The organism is Niveispirillum sp. CC-CTL257, assembly GCF_059489915.1.
Map to the genome: position 1 here is coordinate 2,224,013 of NZ_JCAJXE010000001.1, position 22,250 is coordinate 2,246,262.

Below are 22,250 nucleotides of genomic sequence, written 5' to 3' on the forward strand. Positions count from 1 at the left end.
TCTCTGCCGCGATTGACCCAATATGAAGCGGCGGGGAGGCAATATGGAGCGGGGCACGGGATCGCGGCTGTCGTCGCTGCGCAATCTCAGCACCGCCGTTGCCCTTGGCGCGACGCTGATTGTCGGCGGGCTGGCGGCCGGCGCCACCTTTCAGATGGCACAGTTTCAGGTGCAGTCCGGCAGTATGGAAGTGCCGGGCGACCAGCTGGCCAAGACCAGACTGCTGATCGATTTTCAGGACCGTATGGGCCATGGCGGCTTCCTGTCGGCGCTGGCGCAGTTCGCGGAAACCGGCAATGCCGAGGCGCGGGCCGAAATGCGTACCAGCCTGGAGGCCGCCGATCAGGCCCTGCGCGGTTTGCAGGGCAAGCGCCTGACGCCGCAGGAACTGGAGCTGGCCGCCGATCTGAAACGGTTGCTGGATGGTGCCCGCCGTGCCCTGGAATCGGCCAACAGCGGCCCCGCCGCCCTGGGCCAGACCACGCCCATCATCCTGCTGACCCGCTATGCCGCCCTGGCCGACCGCATCGATCAGCGGTCACGCGGTTTGCATGCCGTCGAACTGGCCCGGCTGGAGGATGTGGCGACTCGTGGCCTGTGGCTGGGCGGGGCCGCCGTTCTGGTGCTGGTGGGCACCCTGTTCGCCTTTCTGTCACTGATGGGTGCCCGCGTCCTGCGGCCCCTGCGCGAACTGACAGGGGCCGTCAATGGCGTAGCGCGTGGTGACTGGCGCGCCCCCGTCTGGGGGGCGGAGCGGGAGGATGAGTTCGGGGACCTGGCCCGCGCCATTGACGGGTTCCGCAAACAGGCCGCCGAAATCCCCGATATCTCCGTCGCCACCGAAGATGGCCGCCTGCGCCTGAAATTCGAAGGCGACTATGCCGACCTGTTCGAGGCGCTGACGGCGCGCCTGCGCGGGGCTGGCGGGTCGCTGGCCATGCTGGGCAATGATGTCAGCCGCATCGTGGGCGACACCAAGCAGCAGTTGAATGAGACGCTGGGCCAGGTGAACCAGCTTTGTTCCGCCGCCGTGCGTACCGTGACGGAAAGCAACCGCGAAATCCGGCAGGCCACCGAAATGCTGGGCCATGCCGTGGCACAGGTCCGCGCCTTTGACGGCGGCGAAGGCCATGTCGGCCTGGATGACATCATCGACGCCCTGCGCGCCAACGCCGACCATCTGGCCGATACCGCCGCCAAGACCGAAACTAAGGTCATCGAAACCCTGGGCAGCCTGTCGGAAAGCGACAGCGACATCCGTCTGGCCACCGTGGAGGCGCGCGACGCCGCCAAGGCCCTGTCGCACTCCATGGAAGAGGCGCAGCAGGGTCTGCTGTCGGCGGTAAAGCTGCTGCGCGCGTCGGGCGACCTGCTGGCCAGCACGGTCGATCAGACCGGATCGCGCATCACCCGCGCGGCGGACGCCATGGAAGAGGGCGAGAAGGCGCTTTACGCGACGCTGGGCGGTGTCACCAGCCGCTTTGACGAGGCGACGGAAAAGGCCGCCGCCCGGTTGGAAGATGCCGGCATGCAGGTGTCGCGCGCCGCCGACCTTCTGGACGACCGCTCGTCGGAGATCAGCTACAAGCTGGAAACGGCACTGGACAGCATGAGCCTGGCCCGCAACAGTTTGCAGCAGTCGGCGGAGATTGCCGAGGATATGACGCGCGGCAAGCTGGAACCGCTGGCAGAGCAGTTCCAGGACATCCAGTTCCGATTCTCCAGCCTGATGGCCGACGTCTCCGACCGGGCCGACAGCATGGCCGATGCGGTCGACGCCCTGCGCCTGACCAGCGACGGGCTGCGGCAGGAGTTTGAGCGCCGCCGCGTGGAGCCGGGACAGCATGAAGCCATCGCTGACCTTCTGACCCGCATGCGCGGCAGCGCCACGCAGATCGGCGACCGGGTGAAGGAGATCGGGGAGACAGCGGGCCGTCTGGCGCAGAGCCTGACGGGCGGCGTGGATGATGCCACCGCCCGCCTGCGCGATCTTACTTCCGACCTGCGGCAGGAAACCAAGGCCCTGTCGTCGGAGGCGCATATTGCCACCACCACCCTGTCGCGCACCGTGGGACAGCAAGAACGGCTGCTGGCCGACATGAAGGAAGTCGCCGCCGAACTGGACGCCCAGCGCGACCGCGACAACACCCCGCAGGCCCTGATCGACCTGACCGGCGGCCTGCGCGCCGCGATCGAGGCCGTGCATGCCCTGGTGGCCAGCACCGACAATCGCGAGAAGGTGGCCGTGGATCAGGCCTTGGGTCTGGTCGATAAGCTGCAGCAGCGTATCCAGAATATCGAGGGCATGGCTGGTGGCCTTGCCGCCGCGACCGAAGCGCTGCACGCCCTGGCGGCATCCGACAATGCGGGCCGCGAGCGGGAGAATGCCGACCTTCTGGCCATCGCCAATGCGCTGAAGGCCCGCCTGGACGGGATCGACCGGCTGGGCGACCGGCTGGACAGCACGACCGACAGCGTGCGCGCCGTTCTGGAAGAAACGCGGGGCCGGGAGCGCACCGACCTCTCTATCGTGTCGGAACTGACGCAGAACCTGCGCGAGCGCGTGCTGCGCCTGGACGGGTTGTCGGTGGACCTGTCGCGCGCCATCGACATGCTGCGATCCTCCTCACGCCAGAACGAGAATGCCAGCGCCGTCGCCGCCCGTGACCTGGGGACGCGTCTGGCCCAGATCGCCGATCAGCTGCGCGGTGCCGCCGGCGGGGTGTAATACCAACCACCAAAGGTCACAGCGCCCTGCGCAACATTCACCTTCGTCTTCCGTTGTTCTGACATGGGTCCGGGATCAATCCCGGTGTGCCCTTGAGCAACTTCGGAAGGGAAGGAACAGACCATGCGCACGCAACTGATCGGTGCCGCCACCCTGACGGCCCTGCTGCTGGGGACCGCTGCTATGGCCCAGACAGTGCCCCCCGGCACCACCGAACCCGTCCCCCCGGTTCCGGGAACGGTTGAACCCGGTCAGGTGGGCGAACCGCCCGCCGCCGTGATGCCCGAACGCGACACGCCGCCCAGCATCCTGGCCGAACCGCGCCCCGGCATCGACCGCACCTCCGCCGAGCGCCTGCTGGGCCGCACCGTGATCGGTGCCGACGGCAAGGAGTTGGGCGAGGTGGAGGATGTGATCCTGAATGCCAGCAGCGGCGACGCGGAAAAACTGGTGATCTCGTCCGGCGGCTTCATGGGCCTGGGTGAGAAGAACATCGCTGTGGATATCAGCGACGCCGACATGCTGGCCGGGAACAATCATGTCCAGGTCCGCAACCTGACCACCGCCCAATTGGATCAGATGGCGGAGTTCGAATATGGCAAGAACACCCGTTCCCTGATCCGTACCGACAAGCCGTAAAAGAAGCTTGGCAGCCCCTTAAACCCCGGCGTCCCTGACTGCCCCCGGCCCACCCCTCCTGGGCCGGGGGCTTTTTTCATGATCAAGGCCGATCAATATATCCACAGGCCGGGAGAACCCGGATGCGGGTCATTATGCCTTGATGGCCCGTATACCCAGCATGTGGCAGATGGCAACTGTCAGGTCGGCGCGGTTCATGGTGTAGAAGTGGAACTGCTTCACCCCATGCTTTTCAAGGTACCGGCACTGTTCGATTGCCACCGTGGCCGCCACCAGATGCCGGGTTTCCGGCGCTTCATCCAGGCCATTGAACAGGTCGCGCATCCAGGTGGGGATGGCGGTGTTGCACTTCTCTCCCATCTCCGCCGCCTTCGTGAAATTCAGGATGGGCAGGATACCCGGCACCATGGGGACATTGATGCCGGCCGCCGCCGCCTTGTCGCGGAAGCGCAGGAAGGCATCGACATCGAAGAAGAACTGGCTGATGGCGCGGTTGGCCCCGGCATCAACCTTGCGCTTCAGATTGTCCAGGTCGATCTGGGCGCTGGGCGCTTCCGGATGCACTTCCGGGAAGCAGGCGACGGAAATATCGAAATCGCCGATGCGCTTCAGACCGGCCACCAGATCGGCGGCATAGGCATAGCCGCCGGGATGCGGCTCATACCCGCGACCACCCAGGCCGCCGGTGCCATCGGCGCGCGGCGGCGGGTCACCGCGCAGGGCCACGATATGGCGAATGCCGGCATCCCAGTAATTGCGCGCGATCTCGTCGATCTCTTCCTTGGTGGCGGCCACACAGGTCAGGTGAGCTGCCGCCGGGATTCCGGTTTCGGCCTGGATGGCCGTCACGGTGGCATGGGTGCGTTCCCGCGTGGAACCACCGGCACCATAAGTCACCGACATGAAGGCCGGGTTCAGCGGGGCCAGCCGGCGGATGGCTGTCCACAAATTCTCATGCATCTTCTCCGTCTTGGGCGGGAAGAATTCGAAGCTGACGGTCAGGTCGCCGGGGGCGGTGATCAGCGGGGCCGGGTTGGCGGCGGCGTCCATCAGGTCGCTCAGACTCATGGCACTATCCTTCAGGCGACAGCCAGCGGACGGGGCCGCGTGGCAGGGGCATCGGTGCGGGTGGCCCGCCAGATGCAGACGGTCAGGGGATCACCCGGCAGGGTGACGACGGGATCGGGGCGCATGCCGGCCCGGCGCAGCCAGCCAGAGACTTCTTCATCCGTGAAGCCCAGGCGACGGTGCGCGTGCTGTTCGCGCAGATATTCCAGGTCATGGCGGGCGAAATCGACCACCAGCATGGTGCCGCCGGGACGCAAAACCCGTGCCGCCTCTGCGATGGCATCCGCCGGCTCCTCGGCATAATGCAGCACCTGATGGAAGATCACGGCGTCCTGGCTCTGTCCGGCAAGCGCCAGTTGATACATATCTCCCAACCGCACCTGACAATGGCGCAGGCCCGCCTGTTCCAGGTTCACGCGGGCGACGGCCAGCATCTCCCGCGAGGCATCAATGCCAAGGCCGCGCGAAATCCGTTCCCCGAACAGTTCCAGGATGCGACCGGTGCCGGTGCCGACATCCAGCAGATCTTCCACACCCGTCGCTGGCAGCAGCGACAGCAAAGCCGCCTCCACATCCCGCTCCGGCACATGCAGGCCGCGGATCTCGTGCCAGCGGGCGGCATTCTCACTGAAATACTTGTCCGCCGCTTCCCGCCGCCCCTGCTTGATTAGGTCCAGCCGCTCCAGGTCCAGCCCCAACCCTTCATCATCGCCGGGGATGGCATCAACCAGCGTGCGGGCCAGTTCCGCCACCGGCCCCCGTTCGGCCAACCGGTAATAGGCCCAGATGCCTTCACGGAACCGTTCCAGCAGCCCCGCCTCGCACAGAAGCTTCAGATGGCGGGACACGCGCGGCTGGCTTTGCCCCAGAATCTGGGTAAGCTCCGTCACGGTCAGTTCGCCATGGGCGCAGAGCGACAACAGTCGCAATCTTGTCGGCTCCGCCGCCGCCTTCAGGGCATTCAACAGGAATTCCATGCGACCCGACCCATTCTTGGTTCGGATCAATATATAAAGATATCTTTATGTCTACGCAAGACCTGTTGCGGCGCGTTCGGCGTGGCCGCCCCGCGCCGAACGCGGTTCACAACGATTATGCCATCGCGATATGGCTTTTGCGCCGCAGATCGGACGCAATTGTTGGCTATCCATGAGCATGACAAATGGTTAATGCCATAGATGACCGGACGTGACGCGCGTCACTGCCGATGGCCCGGCCACCGGAAATGATGACGCCAGTACAAGAAGGATTGATGACGTGACTAAGCAGACCCAAAACCGCCGTTCGCCGCTGGCCGGTGCCGCATTCTGGATGCTGGCAGGTGTCGCCGCCGTCGCGGTGCCGGTTCTGGTGCCCACCACAACGCACGCCCAGGCCGCCAAGGGTCCCCATGCCTCAGCCGATTTCGTGCAGGGCTTGGGTGACAAGGCCATCGCCACCCTGGCTGACCCCAAGGTCAGCAAGGAGCAGGCGAAGGCTGTGTTCCGCGACCTGCTGAACCAGAATTTCGACATCAACACGATCAGCCGCTTCGTGCTGGGACGCTACTGGAACGTCGCCACCGACGCCCAGAAGAAAGAATACCAGACCCTGTTCGAGCAGATGATCGTGGAGGTCTATGCCGAACGCTTCAGCCAGTATGCCGGTGAGAAGTTCAAGGTCGGCGGTGCCCAGGCCTCGGGCGAGAATGACGCCGTCGTCAGCTCGCAGGTGCTGCGCCCTAATGGTCAGCCGCCTGTGAACGTGTCGTGGCGTGTGCGCTCCAAGGATGGCAGCTCCAAGATCATCGACGTGATCGTGGAGAACGTCTCGATGAGCGTGACGCAGCGGTCCGAGTTTGCCAGCCTGATTGAAAGCAATGGCGGCAAGTTCGAAGCCCTGTTGGAGGCTCTGCGCCAGCGCATCCAGACCGCCCAGGCCAAGTAAGAGATATAGTTTACAGGCGTGCCTGTGTTATGTGACGGGTCCGTTCCGGTTGTCCGGGACGGACCCTTTTCATTGGCGCCGGGTGGCGATGCTTCGCGAATTCCTGATCAGCCTGCGCACACGTTGCGCGCCGGCCTTCGTGCGGCTGGGATATCGCTATGCCGCCGTCGCCTGTGTGGGCCGCGCTGCCCGCTGTGCCGCCGCCTGGGCCCCGCATCAGGAAAGCACGCGCCGCCGCATCCTGACCGCTATGGCAGAGGCCCCTGCCGGCAAGGGAACCGCCATCATCATGGGCTCCGGCCCTTGCCTGGATCTACCGATGGCAGAGTTGCTGTCGCGGTTCCGGCGTGTGCTGCTGGTCGATATCGCCCACCCGCCGGCCGCCCGACGCCTGGCCCGCCGTCACACCGCAATCCACCTGCTGGAGCGTGATTTGACGGGGGTCGCCGCCGCCCTGGACGATCCTTCGACCCCGTCACTGCCGGTCCCGGCCTGCGCCGACTTCCGGGATGACCCGGATGTCGGGCTTGTGGTGTCGGCCAACCTTGTCTCGCAATTGCCACTGGTGCCGCTGCGCCAGATGGACAAGCGCTGGCCCGGTAGCGATCTGCCCGCCTATGCCCGCGCCATCGTGGCCGCCCATCTGAACCATCTGCGCGGCTTCGACTGCCCCACCCTGCTGGTGGGCGACGTGCAGCGCCGCGTCATCGACCCCGATGGACGGGTGACGGAGATGGAGGACCCGCTGTTCGGCGCGGACCTGCCCACCGGCGAAATGGAGTGGGACTGGACCGTGGCGCCCGTGGGCGAACTGTCCAATGGCTGGTCTATCATTAATCGTGTGCGCGCAGTGCGGATCGACAAGGCCTATTGAGTGGCGTCGTAGCGGTTGACAATGGCGTCATAGGTGCCGTCCGCCCTGATCCTGCGCAGTCCCTCATTGAACCGTTCAACCAGAATGGGATCGCGGAAACCGGCGCAGTAATGATTGGGTGGGAACAGCCGGTGCTCGACGATCGGCAGGCTGCGCACCGGTGCCCCGCCGGCCTTCAGTACCTGGGCGATATGGTACTGAAGAACGCGGGATTCGCCGACCAGTACGTCGTAACGGCCATAGAGCAGCCCCTTGGCCTGCAGCGCCTGTACCGGCTCCTCCCGGTAATCACCGGATTCGATCACGGCCGAGGCAAATTCCGCGCCGAGAACCTTTGAAGCCCGCTGAAAGGCCAGGACCCGCAGCCCTTTCAGGTCCGACGGCGTCCCAAGCCTGATATCGCGCGACGACAGGGTGATCGCGACATTGCGATAGGTGATGTAACTGTCGGTCAACATCAGTCCCACCGGCGGCGCACCGACGACCGGCGCGAAGCCATCCACCGTCCCCTCCCCCGCCGCCAATGCCAGACGGGCGTTGGAGCCGACATAGGGTTCCAGTTCAATGCCGGCGGCGGAGAAGATGGCTGACAGCAACTCATATTCCAGCCCGCGTAGTTTCCCGTCCGACGCTGTTTCCACAAGGGGTGCGGCCTCCCGCAGACCGAACCGCACCTTCTCCGCCCGCGCCATAGGGGCGCAGGACAGAAGAACCAGACCGATCAGGAACAGCACGAAATGCCGGCGCATGAGATCAACCGTTAGGGAAGGCTTGAAAGGCTAAACCTTTAACAGCCTATCAAATTGCAGCGCAGACCGTATGTGTGCAGGGGGATAGTTTCAGGATCAGGCGGAAGGCCCATCGCCAAGCTTAGCCGCCAGATCAGGTGCAATCGGTTGCGGCAGAAAGGCGGAGATATTAGAGCGGCCACTGTTTCCAAGCGGCGCCTTTCGCGTGATCGACCCCGGTGCCGCCAACAGAAGGCGGAACAGTTGCCCACGGATTTCCAACCAGTCGCCCGTAGCCAGACCCAGGCTCAGCATCAGCAGATGGACCCTGCAATGTTGCCGCCAATCCATCTGGCCCAGGATATGCGCGCGTTCCAGCGCCACCCAAGCACCGGCCACGTCACCATCCGCAAGCGTCTGGCGGTAGACAGCAAGCTCGTCATCCACCAGGGCACGGAGGTCGGGCATGCTACTTGGCCAGGACGTAAAGGCCGCGCTGGCCTTCCATAGGCTTGAACTTTTCGGTAATGCCCAGCACCGTTTCCGCGCCGCCGAGATATAGCACGCCGTCCGGCGGCAGCAGCTTGGCCATGGATTCCAGGACCTTGCCCTTGGTCGGTTGATCGAAATAAATCAGCACGTTGCGGCAGAAGATGACGTCGAACTGACCAAGCGGTGTCAGGTCGGTCAGCAGATTGTATTCGCGGAATTGGACCCGGTTACGAATATCATCATTCAACTGCCACTTGTCGCCCACCTGCTTGAAATACTTCACAAGGTGGGTGATGGGCAGGCCGCGCTGCACCTCGAACTGGGTATAAAGGCCGGCCTTGGCCTTGTTGACCATTTCCGAGGACAGATCGGTGCCGATGATCTCGATCTTCCAGCCGGCCAGCTTTGCCCCTTCCTCGTTCAACAGCATGGAGAGCGAATAGGCTTCCTGGCCCGACGAACAGGCGGCGGACCAAATGCGGATGGTCCGCTTGGCGGCACGGCTGGCCAGAAGGGCCGGCAACACCACCGCCTTGAACTGGTCGAACGGCTTCTGATCACGGAAGAACGAACTCTCGTTCGTGGTCATCGCCTCCGTGATGTCACGCAGCAACGCCTCGTCCCGTTTGCTGCGCACCGTGGCGGCCAGTTCATCCAACCCCTTCAGACCCCATTTGCGGGCCACCGGCATCAACCGGCTTTCCAGCAGATAGGCCTTATCGGGGGTCAGGACCAGACCCGACCGCTGCCGCAGCATGGTGCAGAACATATCGAAATCTTCGACCTTCATGCTGCCTGCCTCAATGCGATCTTACGAATGTAAGGCCCGATTTCCTTCAATGGCAAGACGGCGCTGCACAGCCCCGCATTCGCCACCGCTCCCGGCATGCCCCATACCACGGAGGACGGCTCGTCCTGGCCCAGCACGGCACCGCCGGCCTGGACAACCGTTTCGGAACCCCGCTGACCGTCATGCCCCATGCCGGTCAGAATGGTCACAAGCACCCGCTTGCCATAGGCCCGGACGATGCTGCGCAGCATCGGGTCCACGGCGGGGCGACAGAAATTCTCCGGCGGGTCCTTGGTCAGGGTCAGACAGTTCTGCCCATTCTTCTGAACCACCAGCATATGGAAATCACCCGGCGCGACATAGGCACGACCACCCACGATCACCTCGCCTTCCTTGGCCTCCGCACACTGCACGCCGCACTGACGGGTGATGTGCTCGGCCAGGATGGTGGTGAAGGTGGCGGGCATATGCTGGGTTATCAGGATCGGCTGCTTCACATCCTTCAGGTGGCTCAATACCTCGAACAGGGCCTGCGGCCCGCCGGTCGAAGAACCGATGGCCAAAATGTCGGGGCGGAAATCCGGCAACGGGCGCAGCGTGATCGGACCCGGCTCCGGCCTGGGCCGGATAGGGGTGGCCAGCGTAAAGCTGGTGGTCGGTGCTACATTGCCCACCGGTGCCGGGCGCGGCGCGGGGGCCGCACCGGGTGCCGCAGGTGCTGCCGCCGCACCCTTGCGCGGGTCCGCCTTGCGGGCGGCCATGCCCAGCGCCTTGACCTTTTCCGTCAACTCGCGCTTGAAGTCATCCGCACTGGTCAATTCACGCGTGGAGGACGGTTTAGGGATATAATCCGCCGCACCGGCCTTCAGCGCGCGCAGGCTGATATCGGCATTCTTCGCCGTCAGGGTCGATGCCATGACGATCTTGACATGCGGATCGACATTCAGCAGGTGCGGCAGGGCCGACAGCCCGTCCAACACCGGCATCTCGATATCCAGCACGATCACGTCGATTGCCTGACGCTGCAACGTGTTGATCGCCATCTGCCCATTGGCGACGGAGGCCACGACCTTGACCTCCGGATCGCCTTCAAGCGAACGGGTCAGCAGGCCGCGGATGACGGCACTGTCATCCACCACCATGACCCGGTAGGGCTCTGTTCCGGTCGGTGCCGCATTGGGCACCGTCTTTCCGGGAAGCTCGTTCATTGCCTGCAATCCCGGACGGCCTTAGAGGAGGCCGACCTGCTGGAACTTGGTTTGGATGATGTCGCTGTCGAACGGCTTCATGATGTACTCATTGGCACCGGCCGACAGGGCTTCCTGGATATGGGCCAGATCGTTTTCCGTGGTGCAGAAAACGACCCGCGGCCCCTCACCGCCCGTCATCTTGCGCAGCCGGCGCAGGAACTCAATGCCGGTCATGACCGGCATGTTCCAGTCCAGCAGGATCGCATCGGGCATCCGCTTGGCGCAATATTCCATGGCTTGCTTGCCATCCTCGGCTTCGTCGCAAGAGAAGCTGAGTTCTTCCAGAATTTTGCGCGCTACCTTGCGGACAACGCGGCTGTCATCGACGACCAGACAGGACTTCATCAACGGACCTCGATTGCCGGGTGCGGGTTAGGCCGCTTCGATGTTAGCAAAGTTCAGGAGCTTTGAGACATCGAGAACGACAAGCAGGGTCTCTTTCAGGCGATAAATGCCCGTGGAGATTTCCCGCCAGCGCGGATCAAGGGTCGCCGGATGACGTTCAAAGTCATCCGACGACAGCGACAGCACCTCGCCGACATTATCGACCATCAGGGAGTAAAGCTCCCCCTTATGATCGACGACGATGCTCATCACCGGCTTGCCGTCTGCCGGCCGGGGCGGTAGGCCCAGGCGCAGGCGGACATCAATGGCGGTGACGATGCGGCCGCGCAGGTTCAGCGAACCGGCAACCTCAGGCGGGGCCAGCGGAATACGGGTGATCTTCTGCGGACCCAGGACGTCCTGGACCTGCAGCACCGGGATGCCGAAAAGCTGGTTCGCGATGGTCGCCGTGACGAAATCCTCGTTCTTCACGGTGGCGATTTCCTGGGAACCGGCCTTCTTGACGGCGGGGAGGCGGGCACTCATGCGGCACCTTTCTCGGCAATGGTCTGCTGCAGGGTGAGGAGCAGGGCCTCACGGTCGAACTTGGCAACGTAATCATTGAAGCCGGCCTGACGGCCACGCTCCAGGTCGCGCGGGGCGGCGTGGCTGGACAAGGCGACCAGCGGCGTCGTGGACCAGCGGGCAGAGGAACGGACCGCCTGGGCGAAATCCAGACCACTCATCCCCGGCATTTCGATGTCGGAGACGATGACATCGAATTCTTCACCCGACTCGCTAAGCGCCAGCGCCTCATCGGCACTTTCCACAGCCGTCACATCATAACCGGAAACGGTCAGCAGCGGCGTCAGCAGGTTACGGAAGAACGGGCTGTCATCGACCAGCAGCACGCGGTGCTGCCGCTCGTCTTCAAACGTGTCATGGGCATTGCCGAACCAGTCCTTGAAGGCCCGGGTCAGATAGAAGCCGGCATCAATGACGTCGGTCGCCTTATTGGCAATGATGGCGGAACCCAGGAAGCCCTGACGCTCGGTGCCCAGTTCGACCTGGAGGCGATCCTCGACGATATCGACGATCTCGTCCACGACCAGACCCATGGAACGGTCGCCATCGGCGAACACCACCACAGGCTGGCGCTTGTCGCGGGTGATCTTCCAGTTGGGATCGATCGGCACCAGCGGCATCAGGCGGCCGCGATACTGCACCACGGGTTCGCCGTTGGACAGTTCAACTTGATTAAGGTCGATATCCTCCAGACGCGCGACCAGCGACAGCGGCACGGCCTTCGGCCCACCATCCCCGGCGCTGAACAGCAGCAAGGCCATCTTGTCGTCCTCGCGGCGGGCGGCCTTGGCCACTTCCTGCGCGTTGGTCTGGGCATTGTCGGCGGAGCCGCCCATGGAGCCGGACGCGGTGGCGATGCCGTTGGGGTCCAGGATCATGATCACCGAGCCGTCGCCCAGGATCGTGTTGCCGGAGAACAGCTCGATATGGCGCAGGATCGGCGCCACCGGCTTCACCACGATTTCTTCGGTATCGAAGACGCGGTCGACGATGATGCCGAACGTGTAGTTGCCAACCTGGCTGACGACAATGAACGTCTCGCGCTTGTCGTCATCCTCGGCCACGCCCAGCTTCAGCAGGTTCTGCAGGCTGACCAGCGGCAGCAGGCGGTTGCGCAGGCGCAGGACCGGGGCACCGTTGATGCGCTCGATCTTGTGCTCGCTGTCGCTGGCGGCACGCACCAGCTCGATCACGCTGATCTGCGGAACGGCGAAGCGCTCGGACGCGCACTCGACGATCAGGGCCGACACAATGGCCAGGGTCAGCGGGATCTTGATGGTGAAGGTCGTGCCACGCCCTTCGACCGACCGCATCTCGATGGTGCCGCCGATCTTTTCGATGTTGGTCTTCACCACATCCATGCCAACGCCACGGCCGGACACGGAAGTGACCTTGGCAGCGGTGGAGAAGCCGGGCTTGAAGATAAACTGCTGTATCTGGGCGTCGGACATCTGGGCCAGTTCCGACTCGGTCGCCAGACCGTTCTGGATAATCTTGGCCTTGATCTTCGACAGCGCAAGACCACGGCCATCGTCCGCGATCTCGATGATGATGTGACCGCCTTCATGATAGGCGTTCAGGGTGATGCGGCCCGTTTCCGACTTGCCGGCGGCAACGCGATCAGCCGGGATTTCCAGACCATGGTCGCCGGAATTGCGGACCATGTGCGTCAGCGGGTCCTTGATCAGTTCCAGAACCTGACGGTCCAGTTCCGTCTCGGCACCCAGCATCTGCAGCTCGATCTTCTTATGAAGTTCGTGGCTGAGATCGCGGACCAGTCGCGGCAACTTTGCCCAGGCATTGCCGATGGGCTGCATGCGCGTCTTCATGACGCCTTCCTGCAGCTCCGACGTGACATGGTTCAGGCGCTGCAGGGGGGCCGCGAATTCGCTGTCCTTCTGCGAGCGCAGGATCTGCAACAGCTGGTTACGGGTCAACACCAGCTCGGAAACCATGGTCATCAGGTTTTCCAGCAGGTCCACATGCACGCGGATCGTCTGCTGGGCCAGGGCACTTTCCTTGGACTCACCACGCACATCGTCCTGCGGCTCAGCGCGGGGCGGGGGCGGGGGCGGCGGGGGCGGCGGTGCCGGCGGCGGGGCGGCAGCCTCGACCACAGGGGCCGGTGCCTCAACCCTGGCAACAGGAGCCGGGGTGGGCGGCGGGGGCGGCGGGGGAGTCGCCGGGGCCAGCGTGTGCGTCAGATGGGCGGGAACCGGTGTGAACAACTCATCGGGATCATTGGCAGGCGGCGCGGAAGCGGCAGGTGCTGGGGCCGCAGCAGCGGCCTTCGGCAGCTCCTTGCCTTCGGCCATGGCGTTCAGCCGGTCAATCAGATCCTGATCGCCACCCGGCGGTTCTGCCTCGGTCGCTTCCAGAACGGACAGGATGCCCTTGATCGTATCCAGCGATTCGAGGATCAGCGACACGGCATAAGGAGAAACATGCAGTTCGCCATCACGGAACTTGCCCAGCACGTTCTCGGCGGCATGCGCCACCGATTCCAACCGGGGCAGACCCAGGAAGCCGCAGGTACCCTTGATGGTGTGAACCAGACGGAAGATGTTCGACAACAGCCCCGGATCGTTGGGGTTCTGCTCCAGTTTTACCAGCTCGACGTCGAGGACGGCGAGGTTCTCATTGGTCTCAGTGAGGAATTCACTCAGCAGATCATCCATGGTCCACGCCCCGTTTCGGGAAATCCCAGTTTCCGCGTCATACGCCGGTCTTCAGTCCGGTGAAGAACCCTTGTACGCGCCCGGCCGCCCGTCGGCCAATGAAAGAGTGTCGGAATTAGGTTAAAATCGGTGTGTCGTGAGGAAATTGATGGCCTGTCGGACATGGCTTTGGCAAGGGGAACATTACCTCTTTTCGGTTAGGTTCGGCCATCAGGATATGACACGCCCCGGAACAAGCCGTGCGCACCCCGCTCACGGTGTGGTTGAACAGTTGCCAAAGCGCATCATCACCCCGAATCCGAAGGGAAAATCAGACATACCCGGTCTGGATTCGGAAATGTACCTCCCCTCCCCCTGCCCCTCCCCCGGCGGGACTTTCCACGGCGAATGACAATCCATAGGCCCTGGCCAAAAGGGGAGTGGCATGGGAAAGCACGGAGCGGGGCCCAAGTTCTGCCTCCGGCACCTGCCCGGCCAGCGCCGGCCCCATCTCCGGACGAAGCGCGCAGCCGATACCGGTGCCCGACACCTGAAGGCCGGCATCGCCGCCCGTCACCCGTATGGACCCACCGCGCGGCAACGCCTCCTCCGCCAGCAGGGCCGCCAGCAGAGCCGTTTTCAGCAGGCCCGGCGGCGGGTCGAACGGGGTGGCATGCCATTCCAGCCGGACCTTACCGCCCCGAAACCACCCCTCCAGCGCCGCGCGCGCGTCCCCCGCCGACAGCGACTGCCCGCCAGCAGCACCCAGCGCCACGCGGTAAAGCCGCAACCGTGCCGACGCGGTCTCCGCGCTGTCGGCAATCAGGTCCAGCGCCTCCCCACCGGCGTCCCCGCCATCATCCAGCAGTTCCACGCCATTATTGATGGCCCCGACCGGCCCCACCAGATCATGGCACAGGCGGGAGCAAAGCAGCTCCACGGCCCGAATTCCCAGGCTCATCCGCATCCTCAGCGCTGTGGTACGTCCCCCTTCGGCAGGGGTGGCGTGCCGTATCACCGACGGGTAGGATAGGATGGCGGCACCCAACTGGAAACCACTCAAATGACCGATTTCCTGGCCCCTGGCATTTTTGTCCGCCACCCGTCCCAGCCGGACTGGGGATTGGGGCAGGTTCAGTCAGTGCTAGGCCAGCGGGTCACGGTGAATTTCGAACATGCGGGCAAGCTGCTGATCAATACCGCCGCCATATCGCTGGACATCGTGGACCCGGACGAGGCGTGACCTTTACTCATCCTCCCAGTAATTCACGGCGGCACCCGGCCGGGTGATCATGCGCATGCCGCTGCCGACATGGGAGATGCCGATCTTGCCGCTGTCGGGGTAATCCACAATGTCCGGCGACATCATGGTGCTGATGCCCAGATAGCGCAGGTCCACCTCTCCATCATTGATGATCTGGTGCGCGGTGCTGGCGTCGCCCGGCGGGCAGGAGATGATGTCGCCAGCCCGCACCGGATGCCGCCCCTCCCCCAACCGCAGGGTCCCGGTTCCTTCCAGGATGATGAACAGCTCCTCGTTCACCCGGTGGTTATGGAACGGAAACGCCCGCTTGCCGGGTGGCAGCACCGTCAGCATGCAGCCCAAATGCCGGGTACCGATCAGCGGGCCGATCCGCGCAATCAGCGGCGCGAAGCGATCCGCCGTTTCGCCCCTGGGCCCCTGTTCGGGCGGAAAACCATCGGGCTTGAGACTGTCCAGATTGACGATGGGAACATTCCCCGCATCGGCCATGGTGCCCCCTCTGTCGCATTGATTTTGTACTTGGTTTGTTCGCCATAAAATCACAAAAAAGGCGCCCGGTCCAGGGCGCCTTGATCGTGGGCTGGACGGTCGGAACCGCCCCTTACCACTTCCGTTCGGTTTTCAGCTGGCCACCATTCAATGCGTCCAGGAAGCTGCCACTGGCCTTTGGGCGCTGCGCGCGCACCATACGGGGGTTCGGCTTCTTCTTCGCCTGTTCGACAACCTTGATAGCGGTGGTTGTCGCCTCATTCTCCACGCGGCGGCGCACCCCCTCATCCAGGGACTCAAAGGCCTGCTGCGCGAATACCAACGCATTCTCCGACCGGGTTTCCACAACCTGACGCAACGCATTGGCGGCCATCAGGCATTCCAGCCGCTCCGGACCCGTGACATCGTCCAGGGCACCAGCCAAAATCCCAATAGCTTCCAAGGTCTTGGGGTCATTCAATTCCATGGACATTTAAACACGCACCCTTCAGGTACAATCACGCTCGGCTATATAGTCCCACCGTCCACAAAAAACCGCAACAAATAGTCTGGAAACGCCAAGTCATGCACCAGACGCAGAGAGCACAAGCGCGGCAACGGGTTTACACGCCCCGTCCCGATGGGCATCGTCAAGCCCATGTCGATGCTCATTCAGACCACTACCACCATGACTAAAAAGACCACCCTGCGGGGCGGGCTTTTTGTCATGCGCGCGGTCTGACGCGAACGACAGAAGCCAGATGCCCCGCCGGGAACGGACGGGGCGGCCCATGGTGGACCAGACCCTGTCACCGGCACAGATACAGCCAAGGAACAGGGTCCATGAATATCCGCGTTGCCCCCGAAAGCCCGAACAAAGCCGCCCGCTCTGCTGAGGGGCGGGCCATTTCCGTCGCCGTGGTTGGTGCCACCGGTGCCGTGGGCGTTGAAATCCGTGAATGCCTGGAAAAGTCGGGCCTGAACCTGTCCACCGTCCGGCTGCTGGCTTCCAAGCGTTCCGCCGGGCAGGCCGTGCCGTTTGCGGGTGGCGAACTGGTCATTGAGGAACTGACCGATAATAGCTTCCAGGGCATTGACTATGCCCTGTTCTCCGCTGGCAGCGGCGTGTCGAAGGAGTTCGGCCCGAAGGCCGTAGCCGCCGGTGCCGTCGTCATCGACAATTCATCCGCCTTCCGCATGGATGAGGCCATCCCGCTGGTGGTGCCTGAAGTGAACCTGGACGTGATCCCGGCACAGCCCGGCATCATCGCCAACCCCAACTGCGTCGCCATCATCGCAACCGTCCCGCTGGCCCCGCTGAATGCCCGCCATACCATCCGCCGCGTGAATATCGCGACATATCAGGCCGCCAGCGGTGCGGGTGCGGCGGCCATGGAGGAGCTGCGCCTTTCCACCACTGCCTATCTGGCCGGTCAGCATTACGAACCGAAGGTGCTGAAGCATCCCTACGCCTTCAACGTCTTTTCCCACAATGCCGCCGTCAATCCGGAGACGGGGTATAACGGCGAGGAAGAAAAGGTGATTGAGGAGACGCGCAAGATCATGCGCCGTCCCGACCTGCATATCTCCATCACCTGCGTCCGTGTGCCCGTGCTGCGCGCCCATTCCATGGCGGTGACCGTGGAATTTGACGAGGTGGTGAGCCCGGATGAGGTCCGCGCCATCCTGAGCGATGCACCCGGCGTGCGCATTGTCGATGATGCCGCCAACAATCATTTCCCCATGCCGAACGAGGCGTCGGGCCAGGGTGACGTGCTGGTCGGCCGCATTCGCCGTGATCAGGGCGACCCGTCGGGCCGTTCCATCGCCCTGTTCCTGGCGGGCGACCAGTTGCTGAAGGGCGCGGCGCTGAACGCCGTGCAGATCCTGCAGCGTCTGGTCGGATAATCACACAGATCAACCCTATGCGGGGAACACGCCCCGCATAGGGTTGCACACCTCACGCCGCGATGATGGTTTTCACGAACCGGTCGACCTCGGTGTTCAACACCACGGACTGCCGCGTCACGTCCGACGCGGTGCCATGCACCGTGGCGGCCGCACCCCCGGTATTGGCCGCTGCCTGACTGACACCCTGCACCGCGTCACAGACGGCCTGGGTGCCATTGGCGACATCCTGCACGGTGCGGGCGATCTCATTGGTGCTGGCCTGCTGTTCCTCGATAGCGGCGGCCAGGGCCGTCGTAATCTCCCCGATCTTGTCGATGGTATTGGCGATACGGGCAATGGCGGTGACCGCGGCCCCCGTTTCCCGCTGGATATTGGCCACCTGGGAGGTGATGTCCTCCGTCGCCTTGCCCGTCTGCATGGCCAGCGCCTTCACCTCCGACGCCACGACGGCGAAACCCTTACCGGCCTCGCCCGCCCGCGCCGCCTCGATCGTGGCGTTGAGCGCCAGCAGGTTGGTCTGCGCCGCAATGCCTTGGATCAGGCCCACCACCTCCGAAATCCGGCCCGCAGCCCCCTGCAGCCCATCCATGGTCCGGCTGGTTTCGCCCGCATCCTCCACGGCGGCGCGGGCGACATTGTTGGCTTCCACCACCTGACGGGCGATTTCAGAGATGGAGGCGTTGATCTCCTCCGTCGCGGCAGCCACGCTCTGCACCCCGGCCGCACTTTCGTCCGATGCATTGGCCACTTCCGCGGCCTGGGTCGCGGCGGCCTTGGCAGCGCCGGTCAAGCCTTCGGCACTGTCGCGCATATCCTGCGCTGACCGGGCCAACGCGGTTGAGACCTCTCCCAGTTTGGAGGCGAAATCGTTGGTCAGCTTTTCCAACCGGCGCTGCCGTTCCTCTTTCGCGGCTTGCTCTGCCTTCTGGGCGGCCTCCAGGCGCTTGGCCTCTGCTAGGCCGCGCTTGAACACGTCCAAGGCATCGGCGATCTGCCCGATCTCGTCACCCCGTCCGGTTTCCGGGACCTGGGCAGACAGGTCACCATCAGCCATCTGCCGCACGGTCCCCGCAACCGCAACCAGCGGCCCCGTCACCTGCCGCGACACCAGCCAGATGGCAAAACCAACAGAGCCGATGATGCCGGCGGTCGCAATGACCATCATCATCATGCGTTTCTGCGTGGCGAAACTGTCCAGCTCGCCGATGACGGTCTTGACGCGGGCCACCTGCTGTTCGGACAGGGCAACCATGGCCTTGTTGAAAGCCTGACGGTTGGCGCGGTTGGCATCATTGTCGCCATAGGCCCGAGCGGCTGGTGCCCCCTCCGCCTGCCCCAGACGGATCAGTTCCCGACGAAAGGTCACGAACTCACGGCCCCTGGCCACCGCCTCGTCCATAGCAGCCTTCTGCGCACCCTGGGCCAACGCCTGATACTCGCCCAGACGCTTGTCCAGCAGGTCCAGGCTGGCCGTCATCGGCTTGGCGAACTTCTCCACCTCTGCCGCATCGCGGGCCATGTAGATGCCACGGCTGTCCATAACGACGCCGTTGATCAGTCCATTGATCTGTTCGGACAGGACGGCGCGCTGTGTATCGCGCCCCATCCGTTCCACCTCGCCCTGATAGACGGACATGGCGGACAGGCCCATCAAGGCCATGATGATGGCCACCAGGGCCAGCATGCCCATGGCAATATTGACCTTCATCCCGATGCGCAGGTCGCGGAGCTTTTTCATTCAATCCTCCCCTACCGTCTGGACGGTGCCGGGCCGTTTCACCCGGAACGAAATCATAGGATCGGAATGATGACGCCAAGCCCCGCAATTTTGGCGGGTCCAAAGGGCTAGGTAGCGTTAAATACGCAGGTTCCAGGCCTGCGCAAAAGGTCAGGTCGCCCTCTTCTTGCGAATGAACCGCAGGAACATGGGAACACGACCCGCATCCAATGCCTTCTTCTCATATCTTGTCTGGGGCCAATCTTCGGGACGGATGCGCCAATCTTCAGCCGTTCTGGCCGTCCACTCAAAATCCGGATAGCGCCAGGTATGTTCCAGCATCCAACGCTGCAACTGCGGATCATCCGACGCGATACGAAGTTCTGCTCCATCCTTCAACACGCGAGCCAGACGCGGCAGGTTGACCGGCCCGATGAAGCGGCGGAACGCGTGGCGCGCCTTGGGCCAGGGATCGGGAAACAGCACGAAGGCACGCCCCACCGACGCGTCGGGCAGGGCATCCAGGATGGGGCGGGCATCATCGGGCACAACGCGGATGTTGTCCTGCCCACCCTCCGCCACATGCTTCAGCAGGGAGGAAACGCCATTGATGAACGGTTCGCAGCCGATGAAGCCGATATCGGGATTACGTTCGGACTGCCACGCCAGATGCTCGCCACCGCCGAAACCGACCTCAAACCACAGATCCCGCTTGGGTGTGTCGAACAGGGCTGCCGGGTCCAGACGTTCCCCTTCCGGCGGCGCCGTCAGCTTCATCTTCGGCAGCAGCGTCTCCATCACTTCCAGCCGCTGTTTGCGCAGCGGACGGCCCAGGCGGCGGCCATAAAGAACCTTGCGGTGGGGGATGTTGTCTTCGGACATTGTGCGACTCGACTGGCTTTCAACGATTGGTCGGAATAGCAAACGGCCCGCCGGTTAGGCGGGCCGTTGCGATAGGGTATCGGGCGGACCAGAACCGCCCGAAAGTATCAGGCGCCGAAGGCCGACTTCAGATCGGCAACCAGATCGGTCTTCTCCCAGCTGAAACCACCATCGGCATCCGGCTCACGGCCGAAATGACCATAGGCGGCGGTGCGGGCATAGATGGGACGGTTCAGATTCAGATGCTCGCGAATGCCGCGCGGGCTGAGATTCATCAGCTGGCGCAGCACGTCGGACAGCTTGTCTTCATCCACGCGACCAGTGCCGGCCGTGTCGATATAGACTGACAGCGGATGCGAAACGCCGATGGCATAGCTGAGCTGGATTGTGCACTTGTCGGCCAGACCGGCGGCGACAACATTCTTGGCCAGATAGCGCGCGGCATAGGCGGCGGAACGGTCAACCTTGGTCGGGTCCTTGCCAGAGAAGGCACCGCCGCCATGCGGGGCCGCACCGCCATAGGTGTCCACGATGATCTTGCGACCGGTCAGACCGGCATCGCCATCGGGACCGCCGATCACGAAACGACCCGTCGGGTTCACATAGAATGCCTCTTCCGGGCACATCCAGCCTTCAGGCAGGATCGACAGGACGTGCTTGCGCGCGGTCTCCCGGATCTCCTCCTGGCTCACACTCTCGGAATGCTGGGTCGACAGCACGACGGAGGTGGCGCCCACCGGCTTGCCGTCCCGGTACTGCAAGGAAAACTGGCTCTTGGCATCGGGACCAAGCCAGGGCGTGGTGCCGGAATGGCGCACTTCGGCCAGGCTCTTCAGCAGCAGATGGCTGTAATAGATCGGGGCCGGCATCAGGGCCGGGGTCTCAGTGCAGGCGTAACCGAACATGATGCCCTGGTCGCCAGCACCCTCGTCCTTGTTGCCGGCGGCATCGACGCCGACGGCGATGTCGGCGGACTGCGCATGCAGGTGAACAGCAACCTCAGCCGTGGCCCAGTGGAAACCCTTCTGCTCATAGCCGATGTCGCGAACGGCCTCACGGGCCACCTCTTCGACCTTCTTCAGCAGGCTGCCGGGGCCACGCACCTCACCGGCGATGACAATGCGGTTGGTGGTTGCCAGCGTCTCGCATGCCACACGGGCGACGGGGTCTTCCGACAAGTAGAGATCAACGACAGCGTCGGAGATACGGTCGCACACCTTATCCGGGTGACCTTCGGACACGGATTCGGACGTAAAGACGTAGTTCGACTTGGCCACTTGGTCGCCTCGGCTGGTCAGTTTCTGAGCATAAAAAAAACACGCCGCCCCAGAATGAACGGAGCAGCGTGTTTGTGGCAATCTTTTAGATGAGGGTCAAGCGTGCATGAGGGGAAGCAAGACCCACAAACGGCCAAACCTGCCCTCTTCCGCCGATCAGGCAGCGTCGGCGGGGCCGGCGACAGCCTTGGTCAACTCGAAGATGCGCTTGCGCACGGCCGGATCGGTGATCCGGTAATAGGCACGCACCAGCTCAAGCGTCTCACGCTTCGCCATCGGATCGGGCTCGCCCGCTTCCGGCATCGGGGTCGGGGCGGGGTTCGGAGATCCGTCAGGATGCGGCATATCGTCGAAGAAAAAGGAAACCGGCACGTCCAGCACACGGCTGAGATCGAACAGTCGAGACGCGCCGATACGGTTGGCTCCGCGCTCATATTTCTGAACCTGCTGGAAGGTCAGGCCGATCGCCTCCCCCAGCTTTTCCTGGCTCATTCCCAGCAATGTGCGGCGAAGACGCACACGCGTACCGACATGAACATCGATGGGATTCGGCTTACCGAGCTTGGGTCGGCCGCCACCACGACGGCCACGGGTTTCGGTCTGCATGAGGACAACCTCCAGAATGGCGTTATCCCAATCCTGCGACATACGTTTGCATGTCGTCAAGCGA

22 protein-coding genes are annotated in these 22,250 nt (G+C 63.6%); 6 read left to right on the top strand and 16 right to left on the bottom strand.

Annotation, left to right across the window (positions count from 1 at the left end; genetic code table 11):
• Positions 1-43: 43 nt before the first annotated feature.
• Entirely contained in the window at positions 44-2,728 is a 2,685-nt protein-coding gene (locus ABC729_RS10350; RefSeq protein WP_495607519.1) for a HAMP domain-containing protein, read from the top strand.
• Positions 2,729-2,851: 123 nt separating this feature from the next.
• The gene (locus tag ABC729_RS10355; protein ID WP_495607520.1) at positions 2,852-3,367 is read left to right on the top strand and encodes a PRC-barrel domain-containing protein; all 516 of its coding nucleotides are present in this window, start codon (positions 2,852-2,854) and stop codon (positions 3,365-3,367) included.
• Between the two features lie 132 nt (positions 3,368-3,499).
• Here the strand turns inward: ABC729_RS10355 and metF are convergent, their stop codons facing one another.
• Both metF and ABC729_RS10365 read right to left on the bottom strand, forming a co-directional pair.
• Complete coding sequence (gene metF / locus ABC729_RS10360) at positions 3,500-4,435, bottom strand: methylenetetrahydrofolate reductase (RefSeq protein ID WP_495607521.1); 936 nt, start codon at positions 4,433-4,435, stop codon at positions 3,500-3,502.
• A gap of 11 nt (positions 4,436-4,446) precedes the next feature.
• Positions 4,447-5,412: an ArsR/SmtB family transcription factor gene (locus ABC729_RS10365; protein ID WP_495607522.1), complete on the bottom strand. Its 966-nt coding sequence runs from the start codon at positions 5,410-5,412 to the stop codon at positions 4,447-4,449.
• 280 nt (positions 5,413-5,692) lie between these two features.
• Here ABC729_RS10365 and ABC729_RS10370 point away from each other — a divergent pair, with 280 nt between their 5' ends.
• Together ABC729_RS10370 and ABC729_RS10375 are read left to right on the top strand one after the other, a co-directional pair.
• Positions 5,693-6,361 (top strand): MlaC/ttg2D family ABC transporter substrate-binding protein, encoded by a 669-nt coding sequence (locus ABC729_RS10370; protein WP_495607523.1) that lies wholly within the window; start codon positions 5,693-5,695, stop codon positions 6,359-6,361.
• An 88-nt stretch (positions 6,362-6,449) separates the two neighbouring features.
• A complete protein-coding gene (locus ABC729_RS10375; protein ID WP_495607524.1) occupies positions 6,450-7,235 on the top strand; it encodes a hypothetical protein in 786 nt (261 codons plus the stop codon).
• On the opposite strand, the gene ABC729_RS10380 is transcribed toward ABC729_RS10375, so the two are convergent.
• The 8 genes from ABC729_RS10380 to ABC729_RS10415 form a co-directional block, all read right to left on the bottom strand.
• Positions 7,229-7,984, bottom strand: coding sequence for a substrate-binding periplasmic protein (locus ABC729_RS10380; RefSeq protein ID WP_495607525.1), 756 nt, complete (start codon positions 7,982-7,984; stop codon positions 7,229-7,231). The two genes, ABC729_RS10375 and ABC729_RS10380, sit on opposite strands and share 7 nt — an antisense overlap.
• Before the next feature lie 96 nt (positions 7,985-8,080).
• On the bottom strand, positions 8,081-8,431 hold the full coding sequence (locus ABC729_RS10385; protein WP_495607526.1) for a DUF3703 domain-containing protein: 351 nt from the start codon (positions 8,429-8,431) through the stop codon (positions 8,081-8,083).
• Between the two features lies 1 nt (position 8,432).
• Positions 8,433-9,245: a CheR family methyltransferase gene (locus ABC729_RS10390; protein WP_495607527.1), complete on the bottom strand. Its 813-nt coding sequence runs from the start codon at positions 9,243-9,245 to the stop codon at positions 8,433-8,435.
• Entirely contained in the window at positions 9,242-10,453 is a 1,212-nt protein-coding gene (locus ABC729_RS10395; RefSeq protein WP_495607528.1) for a protein-glutamate methylesterase/protein-glutamine glutaminase, read from the bottom strand. The genes ABC729_RS10390 and ABC729_RS10395 overlap by 4 nt, the downstream gene beginning before the upstream one ends.
• A gap of 21 nt (positions 10,454-10,474) precedes the next feature.
• The gene (locus ABC729_RS10400; RefSeq protein ID WP_495607529.1) at positions 10,475-10,840 is read right to left on the bottom strand and encodes a response regulator; all 366 of its coding nucleotides are present in this window, start codon (positions 10,838-10,840) and stop codon (positions 10,475-10,477) included.
• A gap of 27 nt (positions 10,841-10,867) precedes the next feature.
• Positions 10,868-11,365, bottom strand: coding sequence for a chemotaxis protein CheW (locus ABC729_RS10405; RefSeq protein ID WP_054170231.1), 498 nt, complete (start codon positions 11,363-11,365; stop codon positions 10,868-10,870).
• Positions 11,362-14,082 (bottom strand): hybrid sensor histidine kinase/response regulator, encoded by a 2,721-nt coding sequence (locus ABC729_RS10410; protein ID WP_495607530.1) that lies wholly within the window; start codon positions 14,080-14,082, stop codon positions 11,362-11,364. The genes ABC729_RS10405 and ABC729_RS10410 overlap by 4 nt, the downstream gene beginning before the upstream one ends.
• A 310-nt stretch (positions 14,083-14,392) precedes the next feature.
• The gene (locus ABC729_RS10415) at positions 14,393-15,022 is read right to left on the bottom strand and encodes a histidine phosphotransferase family protein (protein ID WP_495607531.1); all 630 of its coding nucleotides are present in this window, start codon (positions 15,020-15,022) and stop codon (positions 14,393-14,395) included.
• A gap of 102 nt (positions 15,023-15,124) precedes the next feature.
• Here ABC729_RS10415 and ABC729_RS10420 point away from each other — a divergent pair, with 102 nt between their 5' ends.
• Positions 15,125-15,304 (top strand): DUF3553 domain-containing protein, encoded by a 180-nt coding sequence (locus ABC729_RS10420; RefSeq protein WP_495607532.1) that lies wholly within the window; start codon positions 15,125-15,127, stop codon positions 15,302-15,304.
• 3 nt (positions 15,305-15,307) lie between these two features.
• Here the strand turns inward: ABC729_RS10420 and ABC729_RS10425 are convergent, their stop codons facing one another.
• Together ABC729_RS10425 and ABC729_RS10430 are read right to left on the bottom strand one after the other, a co-directional pair.
• Positions 15,308-15,814 carry a cupin domain-containing protein gene (locus ABC729_RS10425; RefSeq protein WP_495607533.1) on the bottom strand — a complete coding sequence of 169 codons (507 nt, stop codon included), beginning with the start codon at positions 15,812-15,814 and terminating at the stop codon, positions 15,308-15,310.
• A 112-nt stretch (positions 15,815-15,926) separates the two neighbouring features.
• Positions 15,927-16,286 (bottom strand): hypothetical protein, encoded by a 360-nt coding sequence (locus ABC729_RS10430; protein WP_495607534.1) that lies wholly within the window; start codon positions 16,284-16,286, stop codon positions 15,927-15,929.
• Between the two features lie 350 nt (positions 16,287-16,636).
• Here ABC729_RS10430 and ABC729_RS10435 point away from each other — a divergent pair, with 350 nt between their 5' ends.
• The gene (locus tag ABC729_RS10435) at positions 16,637-17,701 is read left to right on the top strand and encodes an aspartate-semialdehyde dehydrogenase (protein ID WP_495607535.1); all 1,065 of its coding nucleotides are present in this window, start codon (positions 16,637-16,639) and stop codon (positions 17,699-17,701) included.
• A gap of 52 nt (positions 17,702-17,753) precedes the next feature.
• Here ABC729_RS10435 and ABC729_RS10440 read toward each other — a convergent pair whose 3' ends face one another.
• The 4 genes from ABC729_RS10440 to ABC729_RS10455 all read right to left on the bottom strand — a co-directional run bounded on the left by ABC729_RS10440 (position 17,754) and on the right by ABC729_RS10455 (position 22,186).
• Entirely contained in the window at positions 17,754-19,442 is a 1,689-nt protein-coding gene (locus tag ABC729_RS10440) for a methyl-accepting chemotaxis protein (protein WP_495607536.1), read from the bottom strand.
• A gap of 150 nt (positions 19,443-19,592) precedes the next feature.
• The gene (trmB, locus tag ABC729_RS10445; protein ID WP_495607537.1) at positions 19,593-20,303 is read right to left on the bottom strand and encodes a tRNA (guanine(46)-N(7))-methyltransferase TrmB; all 711 of its coding nucleotides are present in this window, start codon (positions 20,301-20,303) and stop codon (positions 19,593-19,595) included.
• Positions 20,304-20,410: 107 nt separating this feature from the next.
• Positions 20,411-21,580, bottom strand: a complete 1,170-nt coding sequence (gene metK / locus ABC729_RS10450; protein WP_495607538.1) for a methionine adenosyltransferase — start codon at positions 21,578-21,580, stop codon at positions 20,411-20,413.
• Positions 21,581-21,736: 156 nt separating this feature from the next.
• On the bottom strand, positions 21,737-22,186 hold the full coding sequence (locus tag ABC729_RS10455) for a helix-turn-helix domain-containing protein (RefSeq protein WP_495607539.1): 450 nt from the start codon (positions 22,184-22,186) through the stop codon (positions 21,737-21,739).
• Positions 22,187-22,250 lie beyond the last annotated feature (64 nt).